This is a genomic window from Pseudomonas sp. GW460-12-10-14-TSB1, assembly GCF_017349775.1.
Taxonomy (GTDB): domain Bacteria; phylum Pseudomonadota; class Gammaproteobacteria; order Pseudomonadales; family Pseudomonadaceae; genus Aquipseudomonas; species Aquipseudomonas piscium.
On sequence record NZ_JACNAC010000023.1, the window covers coordinates 38,433 to 63,471 of the forward strand.

22 protein-coding genes and 1 pseudogene are annotated in these 25,039 nt (G+C 62.4%); all 23 read right to left on the reverse strand.

What is annotated here, in order from left to right:
• Positions 1-48: 48 nt before the first annotated feature.
• The 23 genes and pseudogenes from fliJ to J4D52_RS15550 all read right to left on the reverse strand — a co-directional run bounded on the left by fliJ (position 49) and on the right by J4D52_RS15550 (position 25,016).
• Positions 49-498 carry a flagellar export protein FliJ gene (gene fliJ / locus J4D52_RS15440; protein WP_063429015.1) on the reverse strand — a complete coding sequence of 150 codons (450 nt, stop codon included), beginning with the start codon at positions 496-498 and terminating at the stop codon, positions 49-51.
• Between the two features lie 6 nt (positions 499-504).
• On the reverse strand, positions 505-1,863 hold the full coding sequence (fliI, locus tag J4D52_RS15445) for a flagellar protein export ATPase FliI (protein WP_063429012.1): 1,359 nt from the start codon (positions 1,861-1,863) through the stop codon (positions 505-507).
• Positions 1,853-2,674, reverse strand: a complete 822-nt coding sequence (gene fliH, locus J4D52_RS15450; protein WP_053277961.1) for a flagellar assembly protein FliH — start codon at positions 2,672-2,674, stop codon at positions 1,853-1,855. Before fliH ends, fliI begins: the two co-directional genes overlap by 11 nt.
• 9 nt (positions 2,675-2,683) lie before the next feature.
• Positions 2,684-3,703, reverse strand: a complete 1,020-nt coding sequence (fliG, locus tag J4D52_RS15455) for a flagellar motor switch protein FliG (RefSeq protein ID WP_007922630.1) — start codon at positions 3,701-3,703, stop codon at positions 2,684-2,686.
• Entirely contained in the window at positions 3,696-5,483 is a 1,788-nt protein-coding gene (fliF, locus tag J4D52_RS15460) for a flagellar basal-body MS-ring/collar protein FliF (protein WP_102676213.1), read from the reverse strand. Before fliF ends, fliG begins: the two co-directional genes overlap by 8 nt.
• A gap of 15 nt (positions 5,484-5,498) precedes the next feature.
• A complete protein-coding gene (gene fliE / locus J4D52_RS15465; protein WP_007922633.1) occupies positions 5,499-5,825 on the reverse strand; it encodes a flagellar hook-basal body complex protein FliE in 327 nt (108 codons plus the stop codon).
• A gap of 128 nt (positions 5,826-5,953) precedes the next feature.
• Positions 5,954-7,363 (reverse strand): sigma-54 dependent transcriptional regulator, encoded by a 1,410-nt coding sequence (locus tag J4D52_RS15470; RefSeq protein ID WP_063429008.1) that lies wholly within the window; start codon positions 7,361-7,363, stop codon positions 5,954-5,956.
• 5 nt (positions 7,364-7,368) lie between these two features.
• Entirely contained in the window at positions 7,369-8,562 is a 1,194-nt protein-coding gene (locus J4D52_RS15475; RefSeq protein ID WP_164485796.1) for a PAS domain-containing sensor histidine kinase, read from the reverse strand.
• A gap of 128 nt (positions 8,563-8,690) precedes the next feature.
• Complete coding sequence (locus J4D52_RS15480; protein WP_007922638.1) at positions 8,691-10,166, reverse strand: sigma-54 dependent transcriptional regulator; 1,476 nt, start codon at positions 10,164-10,166, stop codon at positions 8,691-8,693.
• 173 nt (positions 10,167-10,339) lie between these two features.
• Complete coding sequence (fliT, locus tag J4D52_RS15485; RefSeq protein WP_007922640.1) at positions 10,340-10,636, reverse strand: flagellar protein FliT; 297 nt, start codon at positions 10,634-10,636, stop codon at positions 10,340-10,342.
• 10 nt (positions 10,637-10,646) lie between these two features.
• On the reverse strand, positions 10,647-11,042 hold the full coding sequence (gene fliS / locus J4D52_RS15490) for a flagellar export chaperone FliS (RefSeq protein WP_007922642.1): 396 nt from the start codon (positions 11,040-11,042) through the stop codon (positions 10,647-10,649).
• 128 nt (positions 11,043-11,170) lie between these two features.
• Positions 11,171-12,589: a flagellar filament capping protein FliD gene (gene fliD, locus J4D52_RS15495; protein WP_025805191.1), complete on the reverse strand. Its 1,419-nt coding sequence runs from the start codon at positions 12,587-12,589 to the stop codon at positions 11,171-11,173.
• Positions 12,590-12,671: 82 nt separating this feature from the next.
• On the reverse strand, positions 12,672-13,037 hold the full coding sequence (locus tag J4D52_RS15500) for a flagellar protein FlaG (protein ID WP_053277955.1): 366 nt from the start codon (positions 13,035-13,037) through the stop codon (positions 12,672-12,674).
• 72 nt (positions 13,038-13,109) lie between these two features.
• On the reverse strand, positions 13,110-13,961 hold the full coding sequence (locus J4D52_RS15505) for a flagellin domain-containing protein (RefSeq protein ID WP_025805189.1): 852 nt from the start codon (positions 13,959-13,961) through the stop codon (positions 13,110-13,112).
• 250 nt (positions 13,962-14,211) lie between these two features.
• Entirely contained in the window at positions 14,212-14,481 is a 270-nt protein-coding gene (locus tag J4D52_RS15510) for a hypothetical protein (protein WP_063429005.1), read from the reverse strand.
• Entirely contained in the window at positions 14,478-15,770 is a 1,293-nt protein-coding gene (locus J4D52_RS15515; protein ID WP_063429003.1) for a motility associated factor glycosyltransferase family protein, read from the reverse strand. Before J4D52_RS15515 ends, J4D52_RS15510 begins: the two co-directional genes overlap by 4 nt.
• 81 nt (positions 15,771-15,851) lie before the next feature.
• Positions 15,852-16,778: a ketoacyl-ACP synthase III gene (locus tag J4D52_RS15520; RefSeq protein ID WP_063429001.1), complete on the reverse strand. Its 927-nt coding sequence runs from the start codon at positions 16,776-16,778 to the stop codon at positions 15,852-15,854.
• 224 nt (positions 16,779-17,002) lie between these two features.
• On the reverse strand, positions 17,003-18,055 hold the full coding sequence (gene pseI / locus J4D52_RS15525; RefSeq protein ID WP_025805185.1) for a pseudaminic acid synthase: 1,053 nt from the start codon (positions 18,053-18,055) through the stop codon (positions 17,003-17,005).
• Between the two features lie 82 nt (positions 18,056-18,137).
• Positions 18,138-19,181, reverse strand: a pseudogene (gene pseG, locus J4D52_RS15530) (UDP-2,4-diacetamido-2,4,6-trideoxy-beta-L-altropyranose hydrolase); the annotation flags it as partial.
• A complete protein-coding gene (gene pseF, locus J4D52_RS15535; protein ID WP_063428997.1) occupies positions 19,178-19,885 on the reverse strand; it encodes a pseudaminic acid cytidylyltransferase in 708 nt (235 codons plus the stop codon). The gene pseF and the pseudogene pseG, both read right to left, overlap by 4 nt.
• Entirely contained in the window at positions 19,882-21,054 is a 1,173-nt protein-coding gene (pseC, locus tag J4D52_RS15540) for a UDP-4-amino-4,6-dideoxy-N-acetyl-beta-L-altrosamine transaminase (RefSeq protein ID WP_063428995.1), read from the reverse strand. Before pseC ends, pseF begins: the two co-directional genes overlap by 4 nt.
• Positions 21,051-22,052, reverse strand: a complete 1,002-nt coding sequence (gene pseB / locus J4D52_RS15545) for a UDP-N-acetylglucosamine 4,6-dehydratase (inverting) (RefSeq protein ID WP_063428993.1) — start codon at positions 22,050-22,052, stop codon at positions 21,051-21,053. The genes pseC and pseB overlap by 4 nt, the downstream gene beginning before the upstream one ends.
• A 30-nt stretch (positions 22,053-22,082) precedes the next feature.
• On the reverse strand, positions 22,083-25,016 hold the full coding sequence (locus tag J4D52_RS15550) for a TIGR00180 family glycosyltransferase (RefSeq protein ID WP_102676211.1): 2,934 nt from the start codon (positions 25,014-25,016) through the stop codon (positions 22,083-22,085).
• Positions 25,017-25,039 lie beyond the last annotated feature (23 nt).

Sequence of the window (25,039 nt, forward strand, 5' to 3'; positions counted from 1 at the left end):
GCCGAAGCGTCGCTGACGAGCGCCTGGCGGCGACGAACGGGATGGCGCTCAGTACGGATCCTGGCGCGGCAGGCGCTGGGACAACTCGTCGAGCAGCTTCTGCTCGCGCTTGTCTTCCAGTTGGCGGGCTTCATCGATGTAGCGCTGCACCAGCTTGCGCAAGCCCTCGACCCGGGCATAGGCCTGCTGCCAGGCTTCCCGGGCGCGGTTGAGGTTGTTCTGGTGCCAGGCCAGGCTTTGCCGCTGCTGCCCCACGGCGGTTTCCAGCTGATTGAGGAAGTGCTGGTAGTTCATCAGCCATTGGCCGGAAACCCCACCGCTGCCCCGCTCGATCCACTGTTGCTGGTATTCGCCACGAAAGCGTTCCAGGTCCCCCAGCTTGCTTTCCGCCAGGCGCACCTGGCCCTGGAAGTGCCCCAGGCGCTGGGCGGCGGTGCGCTCGGCGCTTTCGGCCATTTCGACCACGGGCGCCAGACGCGCGGCACGGCTGTTGGCCATGGCGGCTTAACCGCCCGGCGCCGGAGCGAAAACCATCTCCAGATGGGCTTCGCTTTCACCCAGGCTGATGCTGTCGTTGAGCCCCTGGCGCAGGTAGGCGACCATCGACGGCTGCAGCGAGATGGCGGCGTCGGTTTCGCGATCGCCACCCGGTACATAGGCGCCAACACTGATCAGGTCGCGCGCCTGCTGGTAACGCGACCACAGCTGCTTGAAATACTGGGCGCGGGTCATGTGATCCGGGGTCACCACCGCCGGCATGACCCGGCTGATGGACGCCTCGATATCGATGGCCGGGTAATGCCCCTCTTCCGCCAGGCGCCGCGACAGCACGATGTGCCCGTCGAGTACGCCACGGGCCGAGTCGGCGATCGGGTCCTGCTGGTCGTCGCCTTCGGACAGCACGGTGTAGAACGCGGTGATCGAGCCGCCACCGGCCTCGGCGTTGCCCGCGCGCTCCACCAGCTTCGGCAGCTTGGCGAATACCGACGGCGGATAACCCTTGGTCGCGGGCGGCTCGCCGATGGCCAGGGCGATTTCCCGCTGGGCCTGGGCGAAACGGGTCAGGGAATCCATCAGCAACAGGACGTTCTTGCCCTTGTCGCGAAAATATTCGGCGATACGTGTGCAGTACATGGCTGCACGCAGACGCATCAGCGGCGCATCGTCCGCCGGCGACGCCACCACCACGGAGCGCTTGAGCCCCTCTTCACCGAGGATGTGCTCGATGAATTCTTTAACTTCACGGCCCCGCTCACCGATCAGCCCGACCACGATGATGTCGGCCTCGGTAAAGCGGGTCATCATGCCCAGCAGCACACTCTTGCCCACGCCGGTACCGGCGAACAGGCCAAGACGCTGACCGCGACCCACCGTCAATAATCCGTTGATGCAGCGAATGCCCACGTCCAGCGGCCGGCTGATGGGGTCGCGCTTGAGCGGGTTGATGGTCGGACCGTCCATCGGCACCCAGTCCTCGGCCTTCATTCCACCCTTGCCGTCCAGCGCGCGGCCAGCGCCGTCGAGGACCCGGCCGAGCATGCTCATGCCCATCGGCAGGCGGCCGGTATGGGCCAGCGGCACGACCCGAGCGCCCGGCGCGATACCAGTGACGCTGCCGACCGGCATCAGGAACACCTTGCTGCCGGAGAAGCCCATCACCTCGGCCTCGACCTGCACCGGGTGATAGCTGTCGTCGTTGATCACCATGCAGCGCGTGCCCATGGCCGCCCGCAGGCCTTCGGCCTCCAGGGTCAGGCCGACCATGCGCAGCAGGCGGCCTTCGAGAATCGGCTGGTTCGGCAGTTCGGTGGCTTCGGCGTAGCTGCTCAGGCGCTTGCCGAAGCTGGTGCGGTCAAGGCGCATCGACGGGGTCCTGCGCGAGGTCGACAGGGTCGACATCCGCGGCGGGCTTGCCCGTGGCGGCCCCCAGTTCGACGCTCAGGTCCGATTCGGCGGGATGCAAAGCCTGCTCGTGAAGCTGGTCGGACAGCTTGTCCATGATCTTGGCGATCCGGGTTTCCATGGTCGCGTCGATACGGCTGTGCTCGGTCTCGACCCGGCAGCCGCCCGGCAACATGGCTTCGTCCTCGACGATGCGCCAACTCTCCTCATGGCGCTCGCGCAGGCTTTTGACCTGGGCGAAGTCCTGCGGATTGATGTACAGGCGCACATTGCCCACGCCCAGCGGCAACAGCTTGAGGGCTTCGCGCATGACATGCTCGATCTGGCTGGAGTCGATGGCCAGCTCGCGCTGGATCACCTGGCGCGTCATGTGCTGCACCAGGTTGACCAGGGCTTTTTCAATCTGGGTGTCCTGCTCGGCGATCGGCTCGAACAGATTGCCCATCAGCGTTTCCAGCGCTGCCAGCTTGGCGCTCAGGGCCACTTCGGCTTCCTGGCGGACCTTCAGCGTGGTGCTGTGGAAACCTTCCTTTTCGCCCGTGGCGAAGCCTTCGTTATAGGCTTCCTGGCGAATGCTCTCGAGCTCTTCGAGGGTCAGTGGCTGGACTTCTTCCAGCGGCACCTCCTCGATCTCCGCCGGCGGCTCTTCAACCGGTTCCGGCTCGGGCTCGGGGACATGGGGGTCGAAACTGGGCAGCGCCCAGACGTCGAAACCACCGACGTCCCGAGCGCGAATCAGGTCGCTGTGGGATTCATCACTGCTGGACGACATAAAGCGACCTTAGATCATTTCTTCGCCGCCCTTCCCGCCGAGAACGATTTCTCCGGCTTCGGCCATACGGCGGGCAATGGTGAGGATTTCCTTCTGCGCGGTTTCCACATCGCTGACGCGCACCGGGCCCTTGGCCTCGAGATCGTCGCGCAGCAGTTCGGCAGCCCGCTTGGACATGTTCTTGAAGATCTTTTCCTTGACGCCTTCGTCCGAACCCTTGAGGGCCAGCACCAGCACGTCGGAAGACACTTCGCGCAGCAACGCCTGGATGCCGCGGTCGTCGACATCGGCCAGGTTGTTGAACACGAACATGAGGTCTTCGATCTGGCCGGACAGGTCTTCGTCGACTTCGCGAATCGAGTCCATCAACTGGCCTTCGATCGAGCTGTCGAGGAAGTTCATGATGTCGGCAGCGCGCTTGATACCGCCCAGGGTGGTACGCGAGGCGTTGGAGTTGCCGGCGAACTGTTTCTCGAGAATCTGGTTGAGTTCTTTCAGGGCGGCCGGCTGCACGGTATTGAGCGAGGAAACCCGCAGAATGATGTCCAGACGCGCCTTGTGGTCGAAGTTGCCGAGCACTTCGCCCGCCTGGTCCGGATCGAGGTAGGCCACCACTATCGCCTGGATCTGCGGATGCTCGTAACGGATCACGTCCGCCACGGCGCGCGGCTCCATCCACTTCAGGCTGTCCAGGCCGCTGGTGTTGCCACCCAGCAGGATACGGTCGATCAGGCCGTTGGCCTTGTCCTCACCCAGGGCCTGGGTGAGCATCTTGCGCACATAGTCGTCGGAGCCCACGCCAAGGCTGGTCTGGTCGCCGACGATGTCGACGAACTCGCTCATCACCTGCTCGACCTGCTCGCGATGCACGTTGCCCATCTGCGCCATGGCCACGCCCACTCGCTGGACCTCTTTGGGGCCCATGTGGCGCAGCACCTGCGCGGCATCGGTGGAACCCAGGGACAGCAGCAGAATCGCGGCCTTGTCGACCCGGGTCAGTTTGGCGGTAGCGGCTCGGTTATCACTCATCTGCGTTAATCCACTCTTTCACGACCTGGGCCACGCGACCCGGATCTTCTGCCACCAGACTCTTGATTGCGTTCAACTGTGCGTCATAGCCTTCGCTCGGGCTAGGCAGCAGGATGCTTTGCGGGCCGCCGAGGCTGACGCGATCGTTGGCCAGTTCGCCATCCAGGCCGCCCATGCCGCCGAGTTCGACATCGCTGCCGAGCCCCGCCAGTTGCTTGCCTTTGCCGCCACCGGTGATGTTGTTGAGCACCGGGCGCAGCACGCCGAACACCAGGACCAGGATGAAGAGCACGCCCAGGACCTGCTTCACGATGTCCCAGAACCAGGGCTGCGAGTAGAACGGAATGTCAGCGATCACTTCACCGCGATCGGTCGAGAACGGCACGTTGATCACACTGACGCTGTCGCCACGGCTGGCGTCGAAGCCCACGGCGTCCTGCACCAGGCGGGTAAAGCGCGCCAATTCGTCGGCGCTCCAGGGTGCGCGGGTGGTTTCGCCGTTGGCCGCATTGACCTTGACCTGATCGTCCACCACCACCGCCACCGACAGCCGGTTCAGACGACCCTGCTGTTGCTTGGTGTGGCTGATGGAGCGATCCAGCTCGAAGTTCTTGGTGGATTGTTGACGCTTGTCGTTGGGGTACGGCGCCAGCATCGGCTGGCCGGTGGCCGGGTCCATGATCTGCTGGCCGTTGGCGTCCAGCAGCGGCTGGCCTGGCTGCACCATGCCGGCGGCAGCGGTAGAACCACCGGTGGTCTGCGGCGCGCTGGCCGGCGCCGGCGGCTGGTTGCTCAGGGCGCCAGGAACGCCTTGCGGGCCCAGGCTGCTGGAGCGTTGTTCGTTGACCGACTGCTCGCTGCGCAAGGCTGGCTGGTCAGGGTTGAACTGTTCGGAAGTCGACTCGACCGCACTGAAGTCCACATCGGCGGACACTTCAGCCTTGTAGCGGTCGTTGCCCAGGATCGGCTGCAGGATGTTGTGCACCCGCTGGGTCAGCATGCTTTCCATGCGGCGGCTGTAGTCGAATTGCTTGCCGGCCATGGTCAGTTCGGAGTTTTCCGCCTGGTCGGAGAGCAGGTTGCCCTTCTGGTCGACCACGGTGATCTGCGACTTGCTCAGTTCGGGAACGCTGGTCGCCACCAGATTGACGATGGCCACCACCTGGCCCGGCTCCAGCGAACGGCCGGAATACAACTCGACCAGCACCGAAGCGCTAGGCTTGCGCTCGTCGCGCACGAACACCGAGCTTTTCGGGATCGCCAGGTGCACGCGCGCGCCCTTGACATTGTTCAGGCTGGAAATGGTCCGCGCCAGCTCGCCTTCCAGGCCGCGACGGTAACGGGTCGCTTCCATGAACTGGCTGGTGCCCAGGCCCTGCTCTTTATCGAGAATCTCGAAACCGATATTGCCGTCGCCCGGAGCCACGCCGGCAGCGGCCAGCTTGAGGCGCGCGCGCGGTAGGTCGTCGGCCTTGACCAGCAAGGCGCCGGAGTTGGGCTCGACGGTGTAGGGAATGTCGGCGGAGGCCAGGGTGTCCATGACCTGCTTGGCGTCCATGCCGGCAAGGCTGCCGTACAACGGACGGTAATCGGGTTGCTGGGACCACAACACCACGGCAAAACCAATCGCCACGCTGGCAGCCAGACCGACCATGAGGCCAACCTGACGCAACATGGTCATCTCGGAGAGGTTTTCCAGAAAGGACAACCCGAACAGCGGCGGTTTGCCTTCTGTCGGAGTGGCCTTGGCCGGTACGTTATCGGCGACTGCTTCTGCCATGACTCAATCTCGTCCTTAAACCGGCATCTGCATGATGTCTTGGTACGCCTGAACCAGCTTGTTGCGCACCTGGGTCAACGCCTGGAAGGACACACTGGCCTTCTGCGAGGAGATCATCACGTCGGTCAGGTCGACACCGCTCTTGCCGATCTCGAAGGCACTGGCCAGCTGGCTGGATGCCTGCTGAGTGTCGTTGACCTTGTTCACCGCCTGCCCAAGCATGTCGGAAAAACTGCTGCCGCTCACCTGCGGCACCGCGGCCGATTTTGGCTGGGCCATGGCGTCCATTTGCATGGCCCGCATGTCCAACATCAACCGATTAAATTCAATACCTTGGCTCATGGTCTACTCTCTCCGACGACCCGCAATTTTTTGACACTCACGCAGCGGTTAGTGAGGTGTTAGCAACAAGGGTGCCAGCTCCGCGGAGACACCGAACAAAAGCCTGCACGGCTTCAGTCTTAAACGACTCATGTTGCAAACAGATACGCCTCGACATCCATTCCGGCATCGCGCATTTGCGCCAACTTGTAGCGCAAGGTACGCGGGCTGATACCCAGGCGCTCGGCCGCCTCCTTGCGCCGGCCGCGCTCGGCCCGCAAGGTGTCGATGATCATCTGGAATTCCCGGCGCCGCAGATCGTCGCCCAAGGCCCCCGCCGACTCGACCGGCGACACCTCGGCCTCCACCGGCGCACTACGCGCCGCCGCTACCACGGCGGGCGCCATGGCCGGCAACGGCGCACAGGCCAGCGGTCCGCCCAGGCAGAAATCTTCCGGCTGGATCAGGCCGCCCTGCTGCAGGATCAGCGCACGCTGGATGGCGTTATCCAGTTCGCGCACATTGCCCGGCCATGGATAGCCGAGCAGGCACGCCTGCGCTTCGGCGGACAGCCGGGCGGCAGCGTGTTTCATTTTATTGACGTGCTTGGCCAGCAGGCGCTCGGCCAGCGGCAGGATATCGGCGGTGCGCTCGCGCAGCGGACGCCAGGCCAGCGGGAATACCGACAGCCGATAGTAAAGGTCTTCCCGGAACCGCCCCGCCGCCACTTCGCCGGCCAGGTCGCGGTTAGTGGTCGCCACCACCCGGATATCCAAGGCAATTGGTTTGCGCGCCCCGACCCGCTCGACTTCGCGTTCCTGCAGCACCCGCAACAGCTTGGCCTGCAGGGCCAGGGGCATTTCAGAAATCTCGTCCAGCAGCAGGGTGCCGCCATCGGCCTGTTCGAACTTGCCGGGCTGGGCAGCGATGGCGCCGGTAAAGGAGCCCTTCTCATGACCGAACAGTGTGGCCTCGAGCATATTGTCCGGAATCGCTGCGCAGTTGATGGCGATAAAGGGCTGGCTGGAGCGATGGGACTGCTGGTGGATGTAACGCGCCAGCACCTCTTTACCGGTGCCCGACTCGCCCGAGATCAGCACTGTGGAATCGCTGCGAGCGACCCGCGCCGCCAGTTCGAGCAGTTGCGCACTGGCCGGCTCGAATGCCACCGGCCCTTCGCCCTCGACCGCCCCCAGGCAACCCAGAGCATGTCGCGCCACCAGATCCAGCAGGGCCTTGGGCTCGAAGGGCTTGACCAGGTAGTCGGCGGCTCCTTGACGCATGGCCTCGACCGCACGCTCGACCGCGCCATGGGCGGTCATCAGCAAGACCGGCAATTGCGGTTGGCGCGCACGCAGCAGGCCCAGTAACTGATGACCGTCCATGCCCGGCATGTTGACGTCGCTGACCACCAGGCTGAACGACTCGCCAGACACCGCCTCCAGCGCTTCTTCCGCGCTGCCGACCGCCTCGTAGTCATGACCGGCCAACAGCAGCGTATCCGCCAGGGCCTCGCGCAGGGCGCGATCATCTTCAACCAGTAAAACCTTGATTGCCATTACCTTCACTCCACTCCTTGAGCGCCGGAGAACAGCGGCAGAACCACCAGCGCACATGTACCGCGCCCAGGACGCGAGCGCAGCAGCAATTCTCCCTGATGGGCACGCGCCACCGCCTTGACGACTGTCAGCCCCAGGCCGGTTCCCGTGGCCTTGGTGGTGAAAAACGGCTCACCCAGGCGCGCCAGCACCGCAGCATCGATACCACTGCCACTATCGCTGACACACAGCCGCAAGCTGTTGCCACGGGTATAGATATGGACTTTCAGGCGCACCTGGCCGGCACTGGCCTGGATGGCGTTCTCGATCAGGTTGAGCACCGCCCCCACCAGCGTGTCGCGGTTGCACAGCAACTCGCCGGCATGGCTGTCGCACTGCCAGCGCACGGGCACGTCCTGCACATGGGTCAGGGCCGCCGCCTGCAGCGACTGCAGCAGCGCCTTGGGCGTCACGCGATCGGTCAGCGGCAGCTCGCCCCGGGCGAACACCAGCATGTCGCGGACCTGATGCTCCAGTTCATGCAGTCGCTCCTTCAGCCGCCCGGCAAAGCGCTGCTGGGTGGCGACGGGCAGTTCCTGCTCGGTGAGGTGGCTGGCGTACAACAGCGCGGCGGACAACGGCGTACGAATCTGATGCGCCAGGGACGCCACCATGCGCCCAAGGGACGACAGGCGCTCATGACGGGCCAGTTGATCTTGCAAGTGACGGGTTTCAGTCAGATCGTTGAGCAGCACCAGCTGGCCTGGCTCGGCATCCAGAGAACGGGTGGCGATCGATAGCCGCCGTCCATCCTTCAGGGAAATTTCATGGCCGTCGTCTTCCCGTGGCGCGAAGCAACGGGCGATCACATGTCGCCACAGCTCGCCTTCGAGAGGCAGGCCCAGCAGGTCACAGGCGGCAGGGTTGGCTTCGCGGACAATGCCCTGGGCGTCGATGACGATGACGCCGCCAGGCAACAGATCGAGGAGGTTTTGCAGACGGTTGGCCAGGCGCTCTTTTTCCGCCAGCTCCTGCATGCGCTGGGCGCTGACCACGGCCAGTTCGCCCTTGAGCTCGGTCACCCGAGCCTCAAGCATGCTGTAGGAGTCGGTAAGCTGGCTCGACATCTGGTTGAACAAGGCGAACGCCTGCTCAAGGCCAAGCCGGCTTGCCTGCTCTACGGACGACGATTGCCCCTGGGTTTCAGGAACAGGAGACATCTGGGCGGCTTGGGGCATCGTGCTCTCTCGCGTGGCTGACCGTCAGTTAAACGGAACGTTGAGAGAGACTTAGCAATACCCGTGCCGAAAAAAAACCGCCCGGTTTTCAACAGGTTAAAAAACAGGCGTCAATCATCCGCCTGTTCATCACCCTCGCGACGGCTCATGCCGTACTTGCGCATTTTTTCCACCAGCGTGGTGCGGCGAATACGCAGGCGCTCCGCAGCCCGCGCGACAATGCCGTTGGCGTCGTCGAGCGCCTGCTGGATCAGGCCCTGCTCCAGACCACCGAGGTAGTCCTTCAGGTCCAGGCCTTCCGGCGGCAGCATGGCGGTGGCGGCGAAGTCCGGCGTGTGGCCATTGATCGCCACCCGCTCTTCCAGGTCGCTGCGCAGGCTGTCCACCAGTTGCTCGTCTTCGTCGTCGACATAGCGGAATTTCTTCGGCAACTCGACCACGCCGATAACGCCGTAGGGATGCATGATCGCCATGCGCTCCACAAGGTTGGCCAGTTCGCGGACGTTGCCCGGCCAGCCATGACGGCAGAGCGACATGATCGCCGCGGAGTTGAAGCGGATCGAACCGCGCTTCTCGTGCTCCATGCGCGAGATCAACTCGTTCATCAGCAGCGGAATGTCTTCCACCCGCTCACGCAGCGGCGCCATTTCGATCGGGAACACGTTCAGGCGGTAGTACAAGTCTTCGCGGAAACTGCCGACCTCAATCATGCTTTCGAGGTTCTTGTGAGTCGCGGCGATGATCCGCACGTCGACGCTCTGGGTCTTGTTGCTGCCCACACGCTCGAAGGTACGCTCCTGCAGCACGCGCAACAGCTTGACCTGCATCGGCAGCGGCATGTCGCCGATTTCGTCGAGGAACAGGGTGCCGCCGTTGGCCAACTCGAAACGCCCGGCACGGCTGGTGATGGCCCCGGTGAAGGCGCCCTTCTCGTGGCCGAACAGTTCGCTCTCCAGCAACTCGGCCGGAATCGCGCCACAGTTGACCGGCACGAACGGCGCCTCGCGACGCTTGGAGTGATAGTGCAGGTTACGCGCAACCACTTCCTTGCCTGTCCCGGACTCGCCGAGGATCAGCACGCTGGCGTCGGTATCGGCCACTTGCTGCATCATCTGCCGGACATGCTGGATCGCCCGGCTGGTGCCGACCAGACTGCGAAAGAGGTTGGGCTCACGATGGCGACCGCGCTCGCGGGCCTGATCGTACATTTCACGATAGACCTGGGCGCGATGCAGAGAATCGAGCAACTTGCTGTAGCTGGGTGGCATTTCCAGGGTGGAAAGCACTCGACGACGCTGGTCTTCCGGCAGGTCAATGGAAGAATTATCGCCCATTAACAAAACTGGAAGGAACTCATCCCAGGTTGAGAGTGTCTTTAACAGGCCCAGGAGTGCACCAGGAGCATTTACAGTCCCAATGAGGACACAGATTACTTCACGACTTGATGACAATGAGCCGACAGCCTGCTGCCAGTCATGGCTACCGCAGGGTAAATTTTCTTCGCCAAGAAAATTTAAAATCACCGCCAGGTCGCGGCGGCGGACGCTATCGTCATCAATCAGCAGAATTTTGGTTTCACGCCACATGCAATAGCAACTTCCCTAGTCAACTCAATGCCCGGAATCAGGGCAAGCTAGACGCTTGTAGGCATTTTGAGCCTGATAGACGTCTGAAATCTGAAAACAGCCACTAGTTAAGTCAAAAAAGCGTGCACAGTCAAATTTATGGCGCACTGGATTCGGATTAACTTAGGGGTTAATTAACCGAACAGATGGTAAACCTTTGCCGCGTTCTGTGCTTGATGGATCTGCGACATCTCGTCGACTATTGCCTGACGCTCCCCTGTCGTCACCTCAAGAAGCTGCCGATAAACCCCCAGCAGCTCCTGCAGATTCTCGCGTAACGCGGCTTCATCTTCCGGAGCTTCACTCAAGATGTCTTCCATGCAGGAACGGCAGGCCAGATCCAACTGACCGATCGCTTCCCAGTTACGCTCGGCCAGGGCGGCAACCAGTGCTTCACGGGTTTCTTCGATGCGCTGCAATACAAGACTCATGGTGATCTCCTTAGAACTGCGGACCCGGCGCAGCGATGGCGTCCCAGCCTTCCTTGACGGTGCGCAGCAGATCGGCGACCTCGTCGAGAATCTTTGGATCGGTCTTGATGTTCGCCTCGGTGAGGCGCGTCATCATGTAGGTGTACAAGCCGTCCAGATCACCCAGGGTGTCGAGCGAGTTTTCCAGATCGAGCCCTTCGCGCAAGCCGCCGATAATGCCGATGGCCTTGCTGATGAACACACCCTTGCCGGGAATATCCTTGCGCTCCATCGCCCCCTTGGCCTGGGCGATACGATCCAGACCGCCTTCCATCAGCATCTGCACCAGACGATGGGGGCTGGCTTCGGAAGTCTGCGCCTGGGCACCAATCTTCTGGTATTGCCGAAGGGCTAACATCGGATTCATGTTCTACCTCATCAAAACTCAAGGGTTCGTATAACCAGCGTATCGACCTGGCGTCAAAAAACTTTAGATCAAAAGCCAAAAGCCCGGAACGCTAGAAACGTTGCCGGGCTTTTGGCGCCTAGTATCAATCAGCCTTTCTGTTGCGCAGCCAACGCCTCGAACATCGAGGTGATGTTGCTCGCGGTGGCTTTCAACTTGCCCACCAGGGTGTCCATGTCGTTGTACTTCTTGGTCAGCACCGCCGTCAGGGTCTCGATACGACGATCCAGGGCCTCCTGATCCAAGGTCAGCTTGGCCTTGGCCTTGTCCAGCTCAGTCTTGCGCTGATCGAGAACACCGCCGGTCTGGGCAAAAGGCTTGATGGCGTCGTCCATGCGGCTCAGCAGGCCGTTTTCGCCGGTGAACAGGGTCTGCACCTCGCCACCGAGCTTTTTGTCGTTCATCGCCGCGGTGAACTTGGTGGAGTCGAAGTCCAGGGCACCGGTCTTCTGGTTGGTGGTTATCCCCAACTGCGACAGAACGGTCAGTTTGTCGCCAGATCCGACTTCCGACAGCGGCGCACGAATAGCCGCCAGAATCGAGCGCGGCAACGAGTCGCCGGTCAGCTGTGCCGGGATGGTCAGCTTGCCATTGTCATCCAGGGACGGCTTGGTCAGCGCGGTAACGCTGTTGGCCACCGCGTTGTAGGCATCGACGAACTTCTGGATCGAAGCCTTCAAGCCGTCGGTGTTGGCCGCGACGGTAATGGTCGAAGTGCCCTTGGCGACCAGGTTGAAGGTCATCCCGGAAACCGCCTTGTCCACCGAGTTGCTCTTGCTGGTCAGCGCCATGCCGTCGACGGTGAACTTGGCATCCACCGCCAGGGCACCAATGGAGCCCGCAGAAGTGGCGGTCATTGGCGAACCGGAAGTGCCAACGACATTGCTGCCGTCGATTTCCAGACCGGCAATACCACTAAGAGAAATATCGGACCCCGCACCGGTAGTGGTCGACCCCACCACCAGACGCGACCCAAAGGAGTCGGTCACGATGTTCGCGCTGATACCTGCGCCCTTGAGCGATGCATCGGCGTTGATCGAGTCACGCACCGACTGCAAGGTAGCGCCAGCTTTTATATCGAGATTGTAGTTAGCGCCGTTTTGACTGATTTTGAGGGTACCAGTCGGAATAGCACTTGTAGTACCGCCAGCGAAGGCAGCACTGGCGACTTTCGAGGAAGTCGCGAGATTCTGTACATCGACAACATAGTTGCCATTGACCGCGGTATTGCCAGCGACCGCCGTTACATACTTGCTGTCGGAAGTAGTGGCGGCATAGCCGGGAAATTGCGGATTGGTCTTGCTGCTGAGTTCGGTAATGGTGGTCCGAAAGGTCGACAACAAGGATTTCAAGGTGCCGATGCCGGAGATGCTTGCGGTGTTGGTCGCAGTTCCCCGGTCGATCTGACCTTGCTTGGGTGCTTTGTCAGCGTTCACCAAGGCTTTGACGATAGCACCGGTATCGAGGCCGGAGCCTAGACCGGTACCCGGTAGAATTGGACTTGCCATGGAGATCTCCCTTCAGTGTGTCGCCGGTCTTTTGACCATTACAACGCCCAAAAGAACATAGCAACAAATTTCATGCCAGCTGTCAGACTTTAGCGCTGAACAACAGGCTGCTCGCATCATTCAAACTATTGGCCAACTTCAGGACTTCTTCGTTGGGGATCTGACGGATCACCTCACCGGAGTCACTGGCAATGACCTTGACGACGACCTTGCCAGAAGGCTCGTCGATCGAGAATTCCAGGTTACGCTTGACCGATTGCACAAACTTTTCAATTTCCTGAATGGCCATTTTCAGTTTGTCCCGCTCGGTTTGCCCGCCCTTACTCTCTTCCTTGACAGTCGGCAGCGCCACAACGTCCGCTTGAGGCTTCTCCACAGGCTTGTCAGCAACAGGCGTTGCCGGCTTGGCCGCTGGATAAGACAAGTTCAGCTTCACGCTCATATCCATGTCCATCACCTCTTAAAGTAAAAAGCGAGAGAGCACGACCAGCGCACTCCCCCGCCAAAGCTTAGCCAGCTATTACTGAAGCAGTTTCAGTACAGCGGACGGCAGTTGGTTGGCCTGAGCCAGAACTGCGGTGGAAGCTTGTTGCAGAGTCTGCTGCTTGGTCATCTGCGCAGTTTCAGCAGCGAAGTCGGTATCTTGTACGCGACCCAGTGCAGCACTGGCGTTTTCGTTGATGTTCTGCAGGTTGGAGATGGTGCTGGTCAGACGGTTTTGTGCAGCACCGAGGTCAGCACGGCTGGAGTTGATGGTTGCCAGGGCCTTTTCGATTGCATCGATCGAAGCCTTGGTGCTGGCTTCAGCGGTGGCGCTGCTGTTACCGGTGATGGCGATGGTTGCAGAACCTACGCTCAGGGTTGCAGCGTCGAAGCCGCTGGCCAGAGTGATGGTGATCTGGTTGGTAGCACCGGTGTTGGAACCGACCTGGAAGGTCATGGTGCCAGCACTGCCGTCGATCAGGTTCTTGCCGTTCAGGTTGGTCGATTTGGCGATACGAGTCAGCTCGTCCGACATCGAAGCGAATTCTTTGTTCAGTGCAACACGGTCAGCGGTACCGTTGGAGTCGTTTCGCGATTGAAGAGCCAGTTCGCGCATACGTTGCAGAATGTTGGTGGATTCCTGCATCGCGCCTTCAGCGGTCTGAGCGATGGAGATACCGTCGTTGGCGTTTTTGATCGCCATGGTCTGACCGCGGATCTGCGAAGTCATACGGGTAGCGATTTGCAGGCCGGCGGCGTCGTCTTTTGCACTGTTGATTTTCAGGCCGGAAGACAGGCGAGTCATCGAAGTCGACAGAGCGTCGGAAGCACGGTTCAGGTTCTTCTGAACGTTCAACGATGTGACGTTAGTGTTTACTGTTAAAGCCATGACGAATTCCTCGTTGGTTGGGTACTGCGGCTTCCGGCCCTGGCAACCGCCGGGTATGGCCTAGAGAACCTTCGTAATAGTTATCGTCGGCAATGCAAGTTGCTTTAGGGGATTTTCAAAAAATTTTGCCATCAGCGTGCCATCCCTCGTAAATCAAGGGCTTGACGATTTTCAAGGGTAGAAAAATGGCGCCAGGAAAATGCCGGAGAGGGCCCGGGCGCGGAGATCGCCCGGGCAGGCAGGGAATGTTTCAGCTGGCAGAGAGGGAACGCAGCACTTCAACGCATTCGTATTGCAGGTAGTCGGCCAGGGCCAGCCAGTTTTGCCCTTGCTGGCATTCGAACATCAGGCCAAGCAACGCCTCCCAGTCCTGGCGCTGCTCTTGCGGCGCGGTATCGATCACCGGCTGGATCGCCCCCATCAACTGGACCATGGTCATGGCCGTCTCGACATCGTGCCCCAGGCGAAAGCCCTCGGCGCATTGCTGCAAGCGGGCGATCAGCCCCTCGATCGCGCTCATTGGCTGAACTCCGGATGGTAGGTCGTCCCGGCAATCATCGCCCCGTCCCGACTGCTGTTATAGAAGCGCACCCGCGGATGACCGGCGATAAAACGTTCCAGTTCGCACAGGTAGCTGCGGAAATTGAGCTGGGTCCTGACCCGCTGGCCATGGCCGTCCAGCACCCAGTGCCTGGCCGCGCCCAGCTGCGGCCCCAGCTCACCGTCGAGCCAGCCGGCATGGGTCTTGTTCATCGGGAAGGCAAAGTCGGCACCGAACAAGGTGACCTGCTCGGCGCCCATTTTCACCGCCAGGTCCACCGCAGGATGAATCACGCTGCCACCGACATACAGCTGCGCCTTGGGCAGTTGCTCGCGCATCCGCGTGTAAATCGGGCTGGCGGAATACCCGACATACCGCGGCCCCTGCCAGAGCGTCAGAATCTGCGGATCGACCATCGGCAGATAGACCAGGGTGATGGCTGCCGATTTTTCTGGCGGCAGGTGCAGGCCGGAAATCCGGTGATCGATGCTGACCACGATATCCGGCTCGATCCCCTGCTTGAGTAGCGGCCGGTAAGCGGTATCGACACAGATAAGCAGAGGGCGCTGGGCCTGGGCGCGAATCTCGCGCAAGCGCTCGAAATGCCGCTCCAGGCTCGGCCCGGTGGCAATCACGAAGATCTCGCGCCCCAGTTGGGTGCCGAACAACTGCGCCACGTCACTGTCACTGGCCACCAGCTCGGCACTCGATTGCAGGCGTTGGGCAACCTCCGGGGAATCGACCACGAAGTCACGGTTATTGAAGGCCAGGTGCACCTCGCTGACCAGGCGATCGCGGATCTTGGCGTTGTAGTCATCCGCCAACACCAGCTCGGAGGGCAAGGCAAAGAACGGCAACTGGATTTCCGCCAGATCGCCGGCATAACCCAGTTCGACTCGAGGATCGTTCAACCAGGCCTGCTGATCGAGCAATTGCAGCACCAACGCAAACACCGCGCCGTTCAGGATATGCACCTGCAAACGTTGCAGCGCCGGGTTTTCCAGCAGTATCTGCTGCAAGTCGCCCAAGCCGGTACCGTACAAATGGATCACCGGGCTGTCGGCCGGCAGGCTCGCCGCCTGGGCTCGGGCTTCCGCCGTACGGTCGTGGCGGCTGGTGAGCTGAATGCCGGAAATACTCAAGGTAGAATCCAGCCCTTCGACCAGATCCGCCTGCAATGCAGCACTGTCCTCCGCCAGCAACCGCTCGAGCAGTCGTGGCCAGCGAGCCTGTATTGCCTGGGCATTGCCCTCGAAGCTTTCGCTCATGCTGTCTCGCCTATCTTCATGCAAAAAAAATAGCGCTCAGGGTACACCCTGGGCGCTATTTTTGGATGCCACGGGATCAACTCATGGGCGATAGATAATCGCCGAGCCCCAGGAAAGCCCTACACCGAAGCCACTCAGGGCCACACGTTGCCACGTCGACTCGAGCACGTGCTTTTCCAGCAGCAGCGGAATGCTCGACGACACGGTGTTACCGGTCTCGACCATGTCCTTGATGAACTTCTCCGGCTCGCCTTCGAAACGGCGCGCCACGGCATCGACGATCGCCGCACTGCCCTGGTGGATACAGAACGCATCGATCTGCTCAGCCTTCAGGCCGGACTCATCCAGCAGCTCGTTCAAGTGCGCCGGGACTTTCAGCAGGGCAAAGTTGAACACCTGGCGGCCATTCATGAAAAACACCCCATCGGTGACTTTCAGGTGCGGAGCGCCGGAACCGTCGGTACCGAACTTGGCCTTGCCCAGCTGCCAGGGAGCGTCTTCGCCCATCCAGGTAGCGGTCGCCGCATCGCCGAACAGCATGGTGGTGTTGCGGTCTTCCGGATCGACGATCTTCGAGTAAGGGTCGGCGGTGACCAGCAGGCCGTTCTTCAGGCCCGCGGCTTCCATGAAGCCCTTGAGCGCGTAGATGCCATAGACATAACCGGAGCAGCCCAGGGAAATATCGAAGGCCGCGACGTTAGTCGGCAGGCCCAGCTTGTCCTGGACGATGGCGGCGGTGTGCGGCAGGCCTTCTTCGTCGCCGTTCTGGGTGACGACGATCAACGCGTCGATCGACTCGCGCGACAGTTGCGGGTTGTTGGCGAACAGCGCATTGACTGCTTCGACACACAGGTCCGAGGTTTCCTGCGTGGCGTCTTTGCGCGGCAGGAAGGCCGAACCGATCTTGCCCAGGATGAACTCTTCATCCTTATCGAATTTTGCACCTTGTGCGTAATTGTCTACGCCGGCTACAGGCACGTAGCTCGCAATGCTCTTTATGCCAATCATTACGGCTTCCCAATAATAAACAGCTGAATACCCCGACCACCGGGACCGGGGCTGCCGACAAACAGACATCTGGCGCCCCTGACGGGCGACAGCGGGAAGAAATAGAGGGCTATCACTGCACCGTTTACCGGCCAGGCGCCATCTCCCCGGTCAATACAATACAGTGAAGATGCGCGTTATGACTCGCAGGTCACGCTATTTTGCCGAATCAGCCATACAAACGGCTATTCGACAAATGCCCAATCCAGTGCGGTACCGCGCTTGAGGGCCTGGCGCGCGCAACGCCCGAGGACCGCGTCGATGTGCTTGGGGGCCAGCCCCAGGCCCGGACGGATGGCCCTGAGGTTATCGCGGCTGAACACCTCCCCTGCTGCCATATCGCGGGTGACATAGAGGGAACGGCGGTACAGCACCGATTGCCGCTCGGCCTCGGTCGCGCCGTAACGCACCTGGCCCAGGGCCTGCCAGGCACGTTCGGTTTCCACCACCAGGCTGTGCAGCTCCGCCGGTTCCAGGGAAAAACTCGCATCCACCCCGCCGGCGGCGCGGTCGAGGGTGAAGTGTTTCTCCACCACAGTGGCGCCCAGCGCCACGGCGGCCACCGAAACCCCGACGCCCATGGAGTGATCGGACAAACCGACCTCGCAGCCGAACAGTTCACGCAGATGGGGAATGGTCAGGATATTGCTGTTTTCCGGCGAAGCCGGGTAGGTACTGGTGCACTTGAGCAACACCAGATCCTTGCAGCCCGCCTCCCGGGCGGCGCGCACGCTTTCGTCCAGCTCGGCGATGCTGGCCATGCCAGTGGAAATGATCAGCGGCTTGCCGGTGGCCGCGACCCGACGAATCAGCGGCAGGTCGGTGTTTTCGAAACTGGCGATCTTGTAGGCCGGCACGTCGAGGCTTTCGAGGAAGTCCACCGCGCTCTCATCGAACGGCGTGGAGAACGCCAGCATCCCCAGCTCCCTGGCGCGGGCGAAGATCGGCGCGTGCCACTGCCAGGGTGTGTGGGCCTTTTCATACAGGGCGTACAGCGAGGAACCGGCCCAGAGACTGGCCGGATCCTTGATGAAGAACTCGCCATGCTCCAGGTCCAGGGTCATGGTGTCGGCGGTATAGGTCTGCAACTTCAGGGCATGGGCGCCGGCCTTGGCCGCCGCCTCGACGATCTGCAAGGCAACGTCCAGCGACTGGTTATGGTTACCACTCATCTCGGCAATGATGAACGGCGGCGAGCCGGCGCCAATCGAGCGCGAGCCGATCTTGAAACTAGTCATTGGGGTTTTCCTTCGATTCACGCGTAAATTCGCCGGTGGCCGGGTCATCTCCGGCACAGCGCAATGGATTGCGGGTCATCTCGAACAGGGCCGCCGCCACCCGCGATGCGCCCTGCCCGTCCACCAGTTGCCGGGAGCGCTGCGCCAGGCTCTGGCGCAGCGGGTAATCGCCGACGAGCGCCGCGACCGCCTGGCGGATCTGCTCGGCGCTAACCTGCTCGCTGGGCCCCAGGTAGACATGCATGCCCGCCTCGGCCAACAGCCGGGCATTGGCCTCTTGATTGCCAGCCACGCTGATGCACAAGGTCGGCAGGCCCAGGGCGGCGCGCTCCCAGCTGGTACCGCCGCCGGCACCGATAAACAGGTCCGCCTCGGCCATCAGGCGGGAAAAGTCGCTGACATAGGCGTGCAAACGCCAATGCCCACGACCGGCCGCCAGTTCCTGCATCTGCGTCCAGGCCGGGTTACCGGCCCCGGCGACAAAATCCACTTCCAGGTCGTCGAATGCACTCAAGGCCAGCATCGCCTTGTATGTCTGACTGGCCGCATCAAAACCGCCAAAATTCACCAGCACCCGACTCGCTCGCTCGCGAATGGCGATCGGCGGGCAACGAAACTCCTCGCGCAGCAAGGCAAAGTGCGGCCCCAGCAGCGCCCGACACTCAGCGTCGATCAGGCCGGCGTAGGCCTGGGGCGTGCCGCTGAAGTTCTGGTCGAGCAACAGATCAACGGCATGCCGTCGATTGGCCAGGTCATCGATGGCGGCAATCCGCGGTGCCCATTGCCGCGCCGCCTGCTGCCACTGCCAGTCAAGGCCGTAGTGATCGACCAGTGCCCAATCGAATCGCGGCTGATCCTGCAACGCTGCCTGCAAGGCGGCGATATCCGCCTGCCAGGGCAACGGCGCCTCAATGCTCTGCGCGCATTCACCCGGATAACTCGCCGGCAGGGCGAACGTCTGGAAACCCAGTTCGGCCAGACGGTCCAGCTGCTGTCCGGGCAAGCCTCGGCAAGCGAACGCCACTGTGGCGCCCTGCTCGCGCAACGCCCTGGCCAGAGTCAGGCAGCGGGCGATATGGCCGCTGCCAATGGCTGGCGAAGCATCAGCACGGATCAGCACCCTCACTCCAGTTCTCCACCGGCCTTCAGCGCCGCGTACAGATACTCCGCGCGCAGCCAGTCTTCCTCGGTGTCGATGTCCTGGACCAGATGGCGCGGCAAAATCACCGGCAGGCTGAGCGGGGAAAACACCAGGTCGCCGCGCAGCCAGGCCTCGCTGCGCCCCCAATAGAATTGCCCGGCATCCTGATAGGCCGGCGGCAGGTCCTGGGAGCGCGTGTTGCGAAACTCCGGATAAAGCGAAGTCAACGCGCCCTGCTCATCGAGGGTCAGGGCTCGCTGCACCGGGAAAGCGAAGCTGCACACGGAAAAGGCGAAGGACTTTTCAGGATGAGCCTCCAGCGCCGCCAAGCCCTGGCGCAGGTAGCGCAGTTGCAACAAGGGTGCGGTGGCGTAAATGCAGCAGGCGTAATCGAAGGTCTCGCCACGCTCGCGCAACGCATTCAAGGCATGCACGATCACCGGCCCGGTGCCGGTGAAATCGTCCGCCAGCTCGGCCGGACGCATGAACGGCACCCTGGCGCCGCTGGCCTTGGCCAGCTCGGCGATCTGCGGATCGTCGGTACTGACCAGTACCTGATCGAACAACCCGGAACGCAGTGCCGTCGCAATCGAGCGGGCAATCATCGGCACGCCGTCGAACGGCTTGAGGTTCTTGCGTGCTATGCGTTTGCTGCCGCCACGGGCGGGAATGATCGCGATGGCACTCAAGGCTGGGCGGGCTCCTGGATAAGCTGGCGCAATTGCTCGACCACATACGTCTGTTGCTCATCGTCCAGCGCCGGAAACAGCGGCAGGCTGATGGCCTCGGCGTAGTAGCGTTCGGCCTCGGGGAAATCCCCCGCGGCGAATCCCTGGTCGCGGTAGTAAGGCTGCAGGTGCACCGGGATGTAATGCAGATTGACCCCGACCCCGGCCTCGCGCAATGCCTCGAACACCTCGCGATGGGAGCGGCGGATGCGCTCGGGTTGCAAGCGCACCACGTACAGGTGCCATGCCGACTGCGCTTGCTCCTGAGCCTGCGGCAGGGTCAGCGGCAGATCGGCCAGCAGGCGCTCATATCGGGCCGCCAGGTGTCGGCGCCGGGCGATGAAAGCGTCGAGCTTGTCCAGCTGGGACAAACCCAGGGCCGCCTGCAGGTCGGTGATGCGGTAATTGAAACCCAGCTCGGTCTGCTGGTAGTACCAGGGGCCGTGGCTGGGCTCGGTCATGTGCGCCGGGTCGCGGGTCATGCCGTGGCTGCGCAAGCGCCGCAGATGGTCCGCCAGCTGCGGGCTGTTGGTCAGGACCATGCCGCCCTCGGCGCTGGTGATGATTTTCACCGGATGAAAGCTGAACACCGTCATCGCGGCAAATTCGCCACAGCCTACCGGCCGCCCGGCATAGGAGGCGCCCACCGCGTGGGAGGCATCCTCGATCAGCACGAAGCCATAACGTTGCGCCAGCTGCGACATGGTCCGCATGTCGCAGCTCTGCCCGGAAAACGCCACCGCCACCACCACCTTGGGCAGGCCGCCCGTGCGTTCGGCGGCCTCCAGCTTGTGCGCCAGCGCCCGGGCATCCATGTTCCAGGTATGCGGGTCGATATCGACGAAGTCCACCTCGGCGCCGCAGTAACGTCCACAGTTGGCCGAGGCCAGGAAGGTATTGGGCGTGGTCCACAACCGGTCTCCCGGCCCCAGCCCGGCGGCCAGGCAGGCGATGTGCAAGGCCGCCGTGGCATTGCACACCGCCACCCCATGGCCGGCTTCGCAGCGAGCGGCCATGGCCTGCTCGAAACGTTCGATGGTCGGCCCTTGGGTCAGCCAGTCGGACTGCAGCACCGCGACCACTGCATCGATGTCCGCCTGGTCAAGGCTCTGGCGCCCGTAGGGAATCATGCCGACAGCCCGGCATGCAGCTCGGCGATCTGGCCCACCGAGAGGAAATGCGGATTGGTGTCGGAGCGGTATTCGAATTGCTCGTCCACCGGCCGCCCCCGCTCGCCCAGACCGTCCACGGCAAAGTCGACATTGACGTTGGTAAAGCGGATCGACGGCTGGATGGTGTAGTGATCGGTGAACTCCAGGGTCATGCGCGCGTCATCCAGCGGCACCATCAGCTCGTGGAGTTTTTCCCCCGGACGAATGCCCACCTGCTTGTGCGGCAGGTGTTCCGCCATGCCCCGCGCCAGGTCGACGATCCGGATCGACGGAATCTTCGGCACGAAGACTTCACCGCCATGCATACGCGAGAAGCTGTCGAGCACGAACTGCACCCCGTGATCCAGGGTGATCCAGAAACGGGTCATGCGCGCGTCGGTGATCGGCAGCTCGCGGGCGCCTTCGGCGATCAGCTTGCTGAAGAACGGCACCACCGAACCCCGGGAACCGGCCACGTTGCCGTAGCGCACCACGGCAAAACGGGTCTGCTGGTCGCCGGCGATATTGTTCGCCGCGACGAACAGCTTGTCCGACAGCAGCTTGGTCGCGCCATACAGGTTGACCGGGCTGGCCGCCTTGTCGGTGGACAGGGCAATGACTTTCTTCACGCCGTTGTCGATGGCCGCGGCGATGATGTTTTCCGCGCCATTGACGTTGGTGCGGATGCACTCGGTGGGGTTGTACTCCGCCGCCGGCACCTGCTTCAGGGCCGCGGCGTGCACCACATAGTCGATCCCGCGCATGGCCTGGCGCAGACGCTCGACATCGCGCACGTCGCCGAGGAAATAACGCATGCAGGGCGCATTGAAGGTCTGCTGCATTTCGTACTGCTTCAGCTCATCACGGGAGAACACCACCACCCGCTTGGGCTGGTATTGCTCCAGCAGACGCCGGATGAAATTGCGCCCGAACGAACCGGTGCCGCCGGAGATGAAAATCGATTTGCCGTTGAACATGTCTTGAGTCCTTTTTCCTGTCAGCCGGGCTTATGCAAGCAGCTGTGCCCAGTCGACACTGGCAGGAGCGCCAGGAATGAAGCCCTTGCCGGTCCGGCTCAGGTTCTGGTTGTAGGCCACATCGTGTTCGAAGCGGGCCTGCCATTTGTCACGCAGCGCCGCCGCGGCCTGGGTATCGTCCGCCAGGAGGCCCGGATGGAGGATCTGCACCTGCGGAGTCCAGACCGTCAACAGCCCGGCATCGGCCACCTTCAGGCACAGGTCGACATCAGCGAATGCCTCGGCGAAATGCTCTTCGTCCAGGCCACCGACGGCGTTGTAGACGTCCTTGCGAATCATCAGGCAGGCCCCGGAGACCGCCGAATAGTTCTGCTCGGCGAGCAAGCCGTTCAGGTAGCCGCTGGCGCCTTTCGGTTCACCGGCGAACGCCGCCCCCAGATGCTCGTTCAGCCCGAGAACCAGGCCAGCCGAGGTGGTCCCACCCTTGGCGTCCACCAGGCGCGCGCCGACGATCCCCACTTCCGGACGCTGCGCCTGATTGAGCAGGCTCTCCATCCAGTCGGCATTGACCACTTCGCCGTCGGCCGCCAGCAGCACCAGGTAGTCGCCCCGGGCCTCCTGGCTCGCCGCGTTGTACAGCGCCGCAACGCTCAGGCGCTGCGGGCTGCGCAGCACGCGGATGCGATCGCCCTTCTGCTCCAGGCTGGCGAGCCAGCTGGCCAGCTCTTCGGACTGGCTATGGTTGTCGGCGATGACCACTTCGTAGCGCTGGTAGCGCGTGCGTTGCAGCACGCTGACCAGGCAAGGCTGCAGCTGCTCCAGGTTGTCCTCGCTGCGCAGGATGATGGAGACCAGCGGACGTTCGCCATGGCCATAGTTGATCTGATAGACCCCGGGCTGCGCCGCGCTGACCTGGGCCCGGTAGCCACGGTTGCCCAGATGACGGGTCAACGCCTGGCTGTACTGGGTGTTCTCCTGCGCCTCTGCGGCCTGGCCGAGCAACAGCGGCTCGGCCAGATGGGCCAGGCCGGCCAGCCCGCCGTCTTCGATCAGGCGCAGCAGCAGGTCGTATTCCATGGCCTGTGGAAAGGCCGTCGAATAACCACCGGCGGCCACCAGCACATCCCGGCGAATCAGCCAGTGACCGGCCATCATCTCCGGCACGCTTTGCAGCAGGTCGAGGTTGACGCCCGGGCGGAACACATCCTTCAGCGCGCCATCGGCGCCGTAGTGGATTTCGTCCATGGCCACCGCGCGGCACCCTTCGGCGCCGAGCAGTTCCAGGCTGGCGCGCAGCAGGCCGCTGGCAGTGAAACGCTCGCCGGCACGGGCCAGGAGCAACCAGTCACGGGAAGATTGCGCCGCGACCTGGTTGATCCGCTCCACATAGTTGCTGGTGCTGACCTTGACGAAATGCACGGTGTCCTGGGCGGTAGTGGTCGCCGGCAGGTCGCCCGTGGTGAAGACCACCACCTGGAAAGACCGGCAATGGCCGTTGACCAGGCTGTCGAAGGTCGCCTGCAACTTGACCATGTCCGCGTCGAGGTCGAGCAGCAGGATGCCGAAGCTCGGCCCGCCGTTGTGCCGGGCCAGGTGCTCGTTGATCGACTTGAGCTGCTGCGCCTCGGGGTTGCGCGCCTCCAGCCACTTCAGCAGGCGCCCCGAAGGCATGTTCTCCAGCAGCCCCGGGCCGTCCTGGAAAGGCACCGCCGCCAGGCGCTCGGCCCAGGCCTGCAGCTTGCGGACATCCTCCTGTTCCTCAGAGCCTTGCAATGAAGACGCCAGACGCTGGACCACCTCAAGGTTGAACAGGTTGCACGACAGCGCCTCCCACAAGCGGCTGCGCAGGGTACGGTCGGTGTCGTTGGGTTGCACCTGCATCAGTTGCTGCTGCTTGAGCAGCACGCCTTCGAGTTCCAGAAGTTGCAGGCGGCCAGCCGGCATCGCATGCATGAGGAATTCGAACTCGGTCAACAGGTCGAACATCGGCTTGTTGTAGAACGGCATCTCGACGAACTGTTCCGGGCCGAACGAACGCACCGGCTCGGCCCCGGGCTCGACCCAGGCCGAACGGAAAATCATCTTGCCATTGAGCGAGCGCCCGGTGAGCAGGCACTCGGCCATGGCCCTGAAGCTGTCCAGGGCCAGTTGCTTGACCTGCTGCGGCCCCTGGGCGCTCAAGCCGGTGGGCAACGACGCCAGGAAGCCGGCGAACGCCTCGCGCTGGGCCACCGACTTGGCGTCGCCGTAGGTCAGCACCGTCAACACATCGGTGTTGTGCTCCGAGGCGTTGTAGTTGACTTCCCGCACGGCGAACGGGATCGGCAGGATCCGCGCCTTGGCCGAGGCCAGCAGGAAGAAGGTATGGCCGATTTCCTGCCATTCGAAACTGGTCCCCGGCGGCAGCAGGCTGTACCACTGTTGCAGCAGGTCGGTGCGGGTCACCGCGTAGAACGGCGGTAGGAAATGGCTCATGAACGCCATGACCCGCTCGCCGGCATCGTCCGAGGCGTAGTCCTCGATCACCCGGCAATCGCGCCGGTAGTAGTTCACCTCGGCAGCGCGGGCCAGATACATCATCCCGTAGCCATGGCACAGGCCGTAGTCGGGGTTGGCTTCGAGAAACTCCACCGACTCGGTCAGCGCGCCATGGAGCAGGAAGTCGTCGTCGGCGGCAAACACCATGTACGGCGTCGTCACCTGCCCGACACCGTAGGTGAGCTTGTCCTGCAGGCCCTTGTAGGTGTACTGCGGCAGATGCCGATAGTCGACCTGGGGGAACTGCGCGGCCAGGCTTTCGTCGGCGTGCAGCGAAGAGTCCAGCACCAGGATCTTGCAGGGGTAGGTGCTGTAGTACTGCAAGGTGCGGCGCAAGAACGCCTTGCGATTGTGGGACATCACCACCAGCGTGAAACGCTCGCTCAACGGTGCGCTAGTGTTTTGAGCCTTGTCTTGAACCTGCATCAGTGTTTCCCCACAACCGGCAA

Coding starts and splice junctions, on each gene's coding strand:
- fliJ (WP_063429015.1), bottom strand. CDS start 498: ATGGCCAACAGCCGTGCCGCGCGTCTGGCGCCCGTGGTCGAAATGGCC.
- fliI (WP_063429012.1), bottom strand. CDS start 1,863: ATGCGCCTTGACCGCACCAGCTTCGGCAAGCGCCTGAGCAGCTACGCC.
- fliH (WP_053277961.1), bottom strand. CDS start 2,674: ATGTCGTCCAGCAGTGATGAATCCCACAGCGACCTGATTCGCGCTCGG.
- fliG (WP_007922630.1), bottom strand. CDS start 3,703: ATGAGTGATAACCGAGCCGCTACCGCCAAACTGACCCGGGTCGACAAG.
- fliF (WP_102676213.1), bottom strand. CDS start 5,483: ATGGCAGAAGCAGTCGCCGATAACGTACCGGCCAAGGCCACTCCGACA.
- fliE (WP_007922633.1), bottom strand. CDS start 5,825: ATGAGCCAAGGTATTGAATTTAATCGGTTGATGTTGGACATGCGGGCC.
- J4D52_RS15470 (WP_063429008.1), bottom strand. CDS start 7,363: ATGGCAATCAAGGTTTTACTGGTTGAAGATGATCGCGCCCTGCGCGAG.
- J4D52_RS15475 (WP_164485796.1), bottom strand. CDS start 8,562: ATGTCTCCTGTTCCTGAAACCCAGGGGCAATCGTCGTCCGTAGAGCAG.
- J4D52_RS15480 (WP_007922638.1), bottom strand. CDS start 10,166: ATGTGGCGTGAAACCAAAATTCTGCTGATTGATGACGATAGCGTCCGC.
- fliT (WP_007922640.1), bottom strand. CDS start 10,636: ATGAGTCTTGTATTGCAGCGCATCGAAGAAACCCGTGAAGCACTGGTT.
- fliS (WP_007922642.1), bottom strand. CDS start 11,042: ATGAATCCGATGTTAGCCCTTCGGCAATACCAGAAGATTGGTGCCCAG.
- fliD (WP_025805191.1), bottom strand. CDS start 12,589: ATGGCAAGTCCAATTCTACCGGGTACCGGTCTAGGCTCCGGCCTCGAT.
- J4D52_RS15500 (WP_053277955.1), bottom strand. CDS start 13,037: ATGGATATGAGCGTGAAGCTGAACTTGTCTTATCCAGCGGCCAAGCCG.
- J4D52_RS15505 (WP_025805189.1), bottom strand. CDS start 13,961: ATGGCTTTAACAGTAAACACTAACGTCACATCGTTGAACGTTCAGAAG.
- J4D52_RS15510 (WP_063429005.1), bottom strand. CDS start 14,481: ATGAGCGCGATCGAGGGGCTGATCGCCCGCTTGCAGCAATGCGCCGAG.
- J4D52_RS15515 (WP_063429003.1), bottom strand. CDS start 15,770: ATGAGCGAAAGCTTCGAGGGCAATGCCCAGGCAATACAGGCTCGCTGG.
- J4D52_RS15520 (WP_063429001.1), bottom strand. CDS start 16,778: ATGATTGGCATAAAGAGCATTGCGAGCTACGTGCCTGTAGCCGGCGTA.
- pseI (WP_025805185.1), bottom strand. CDS start 18,055: ATGACTAGTTTCAAGATCGGCTCGCGCTCGATTGGCGCCGGCTCGCCG.
- pseC (WP_063428995.1), bottom strand. CDS start 21,054: ATGATTCCCTACGGGCGCCAGAGCCTTGACCAGGCGGACATCGATGCA.
- pseB (WP_063428993.1), bottom strand. CDS start 22,052: ATGTTCAACGGCAAATCGATTTTCATCTCCGGCGGCACCGGTTCGTTC.
- J4D52_RS15550 (WP_102676211.1), bottom strand. CDS start 25,016: ATGCAGGTTCAAGACAAGGCTCAAAACACTAGCGCACCGTTGAGCGAG.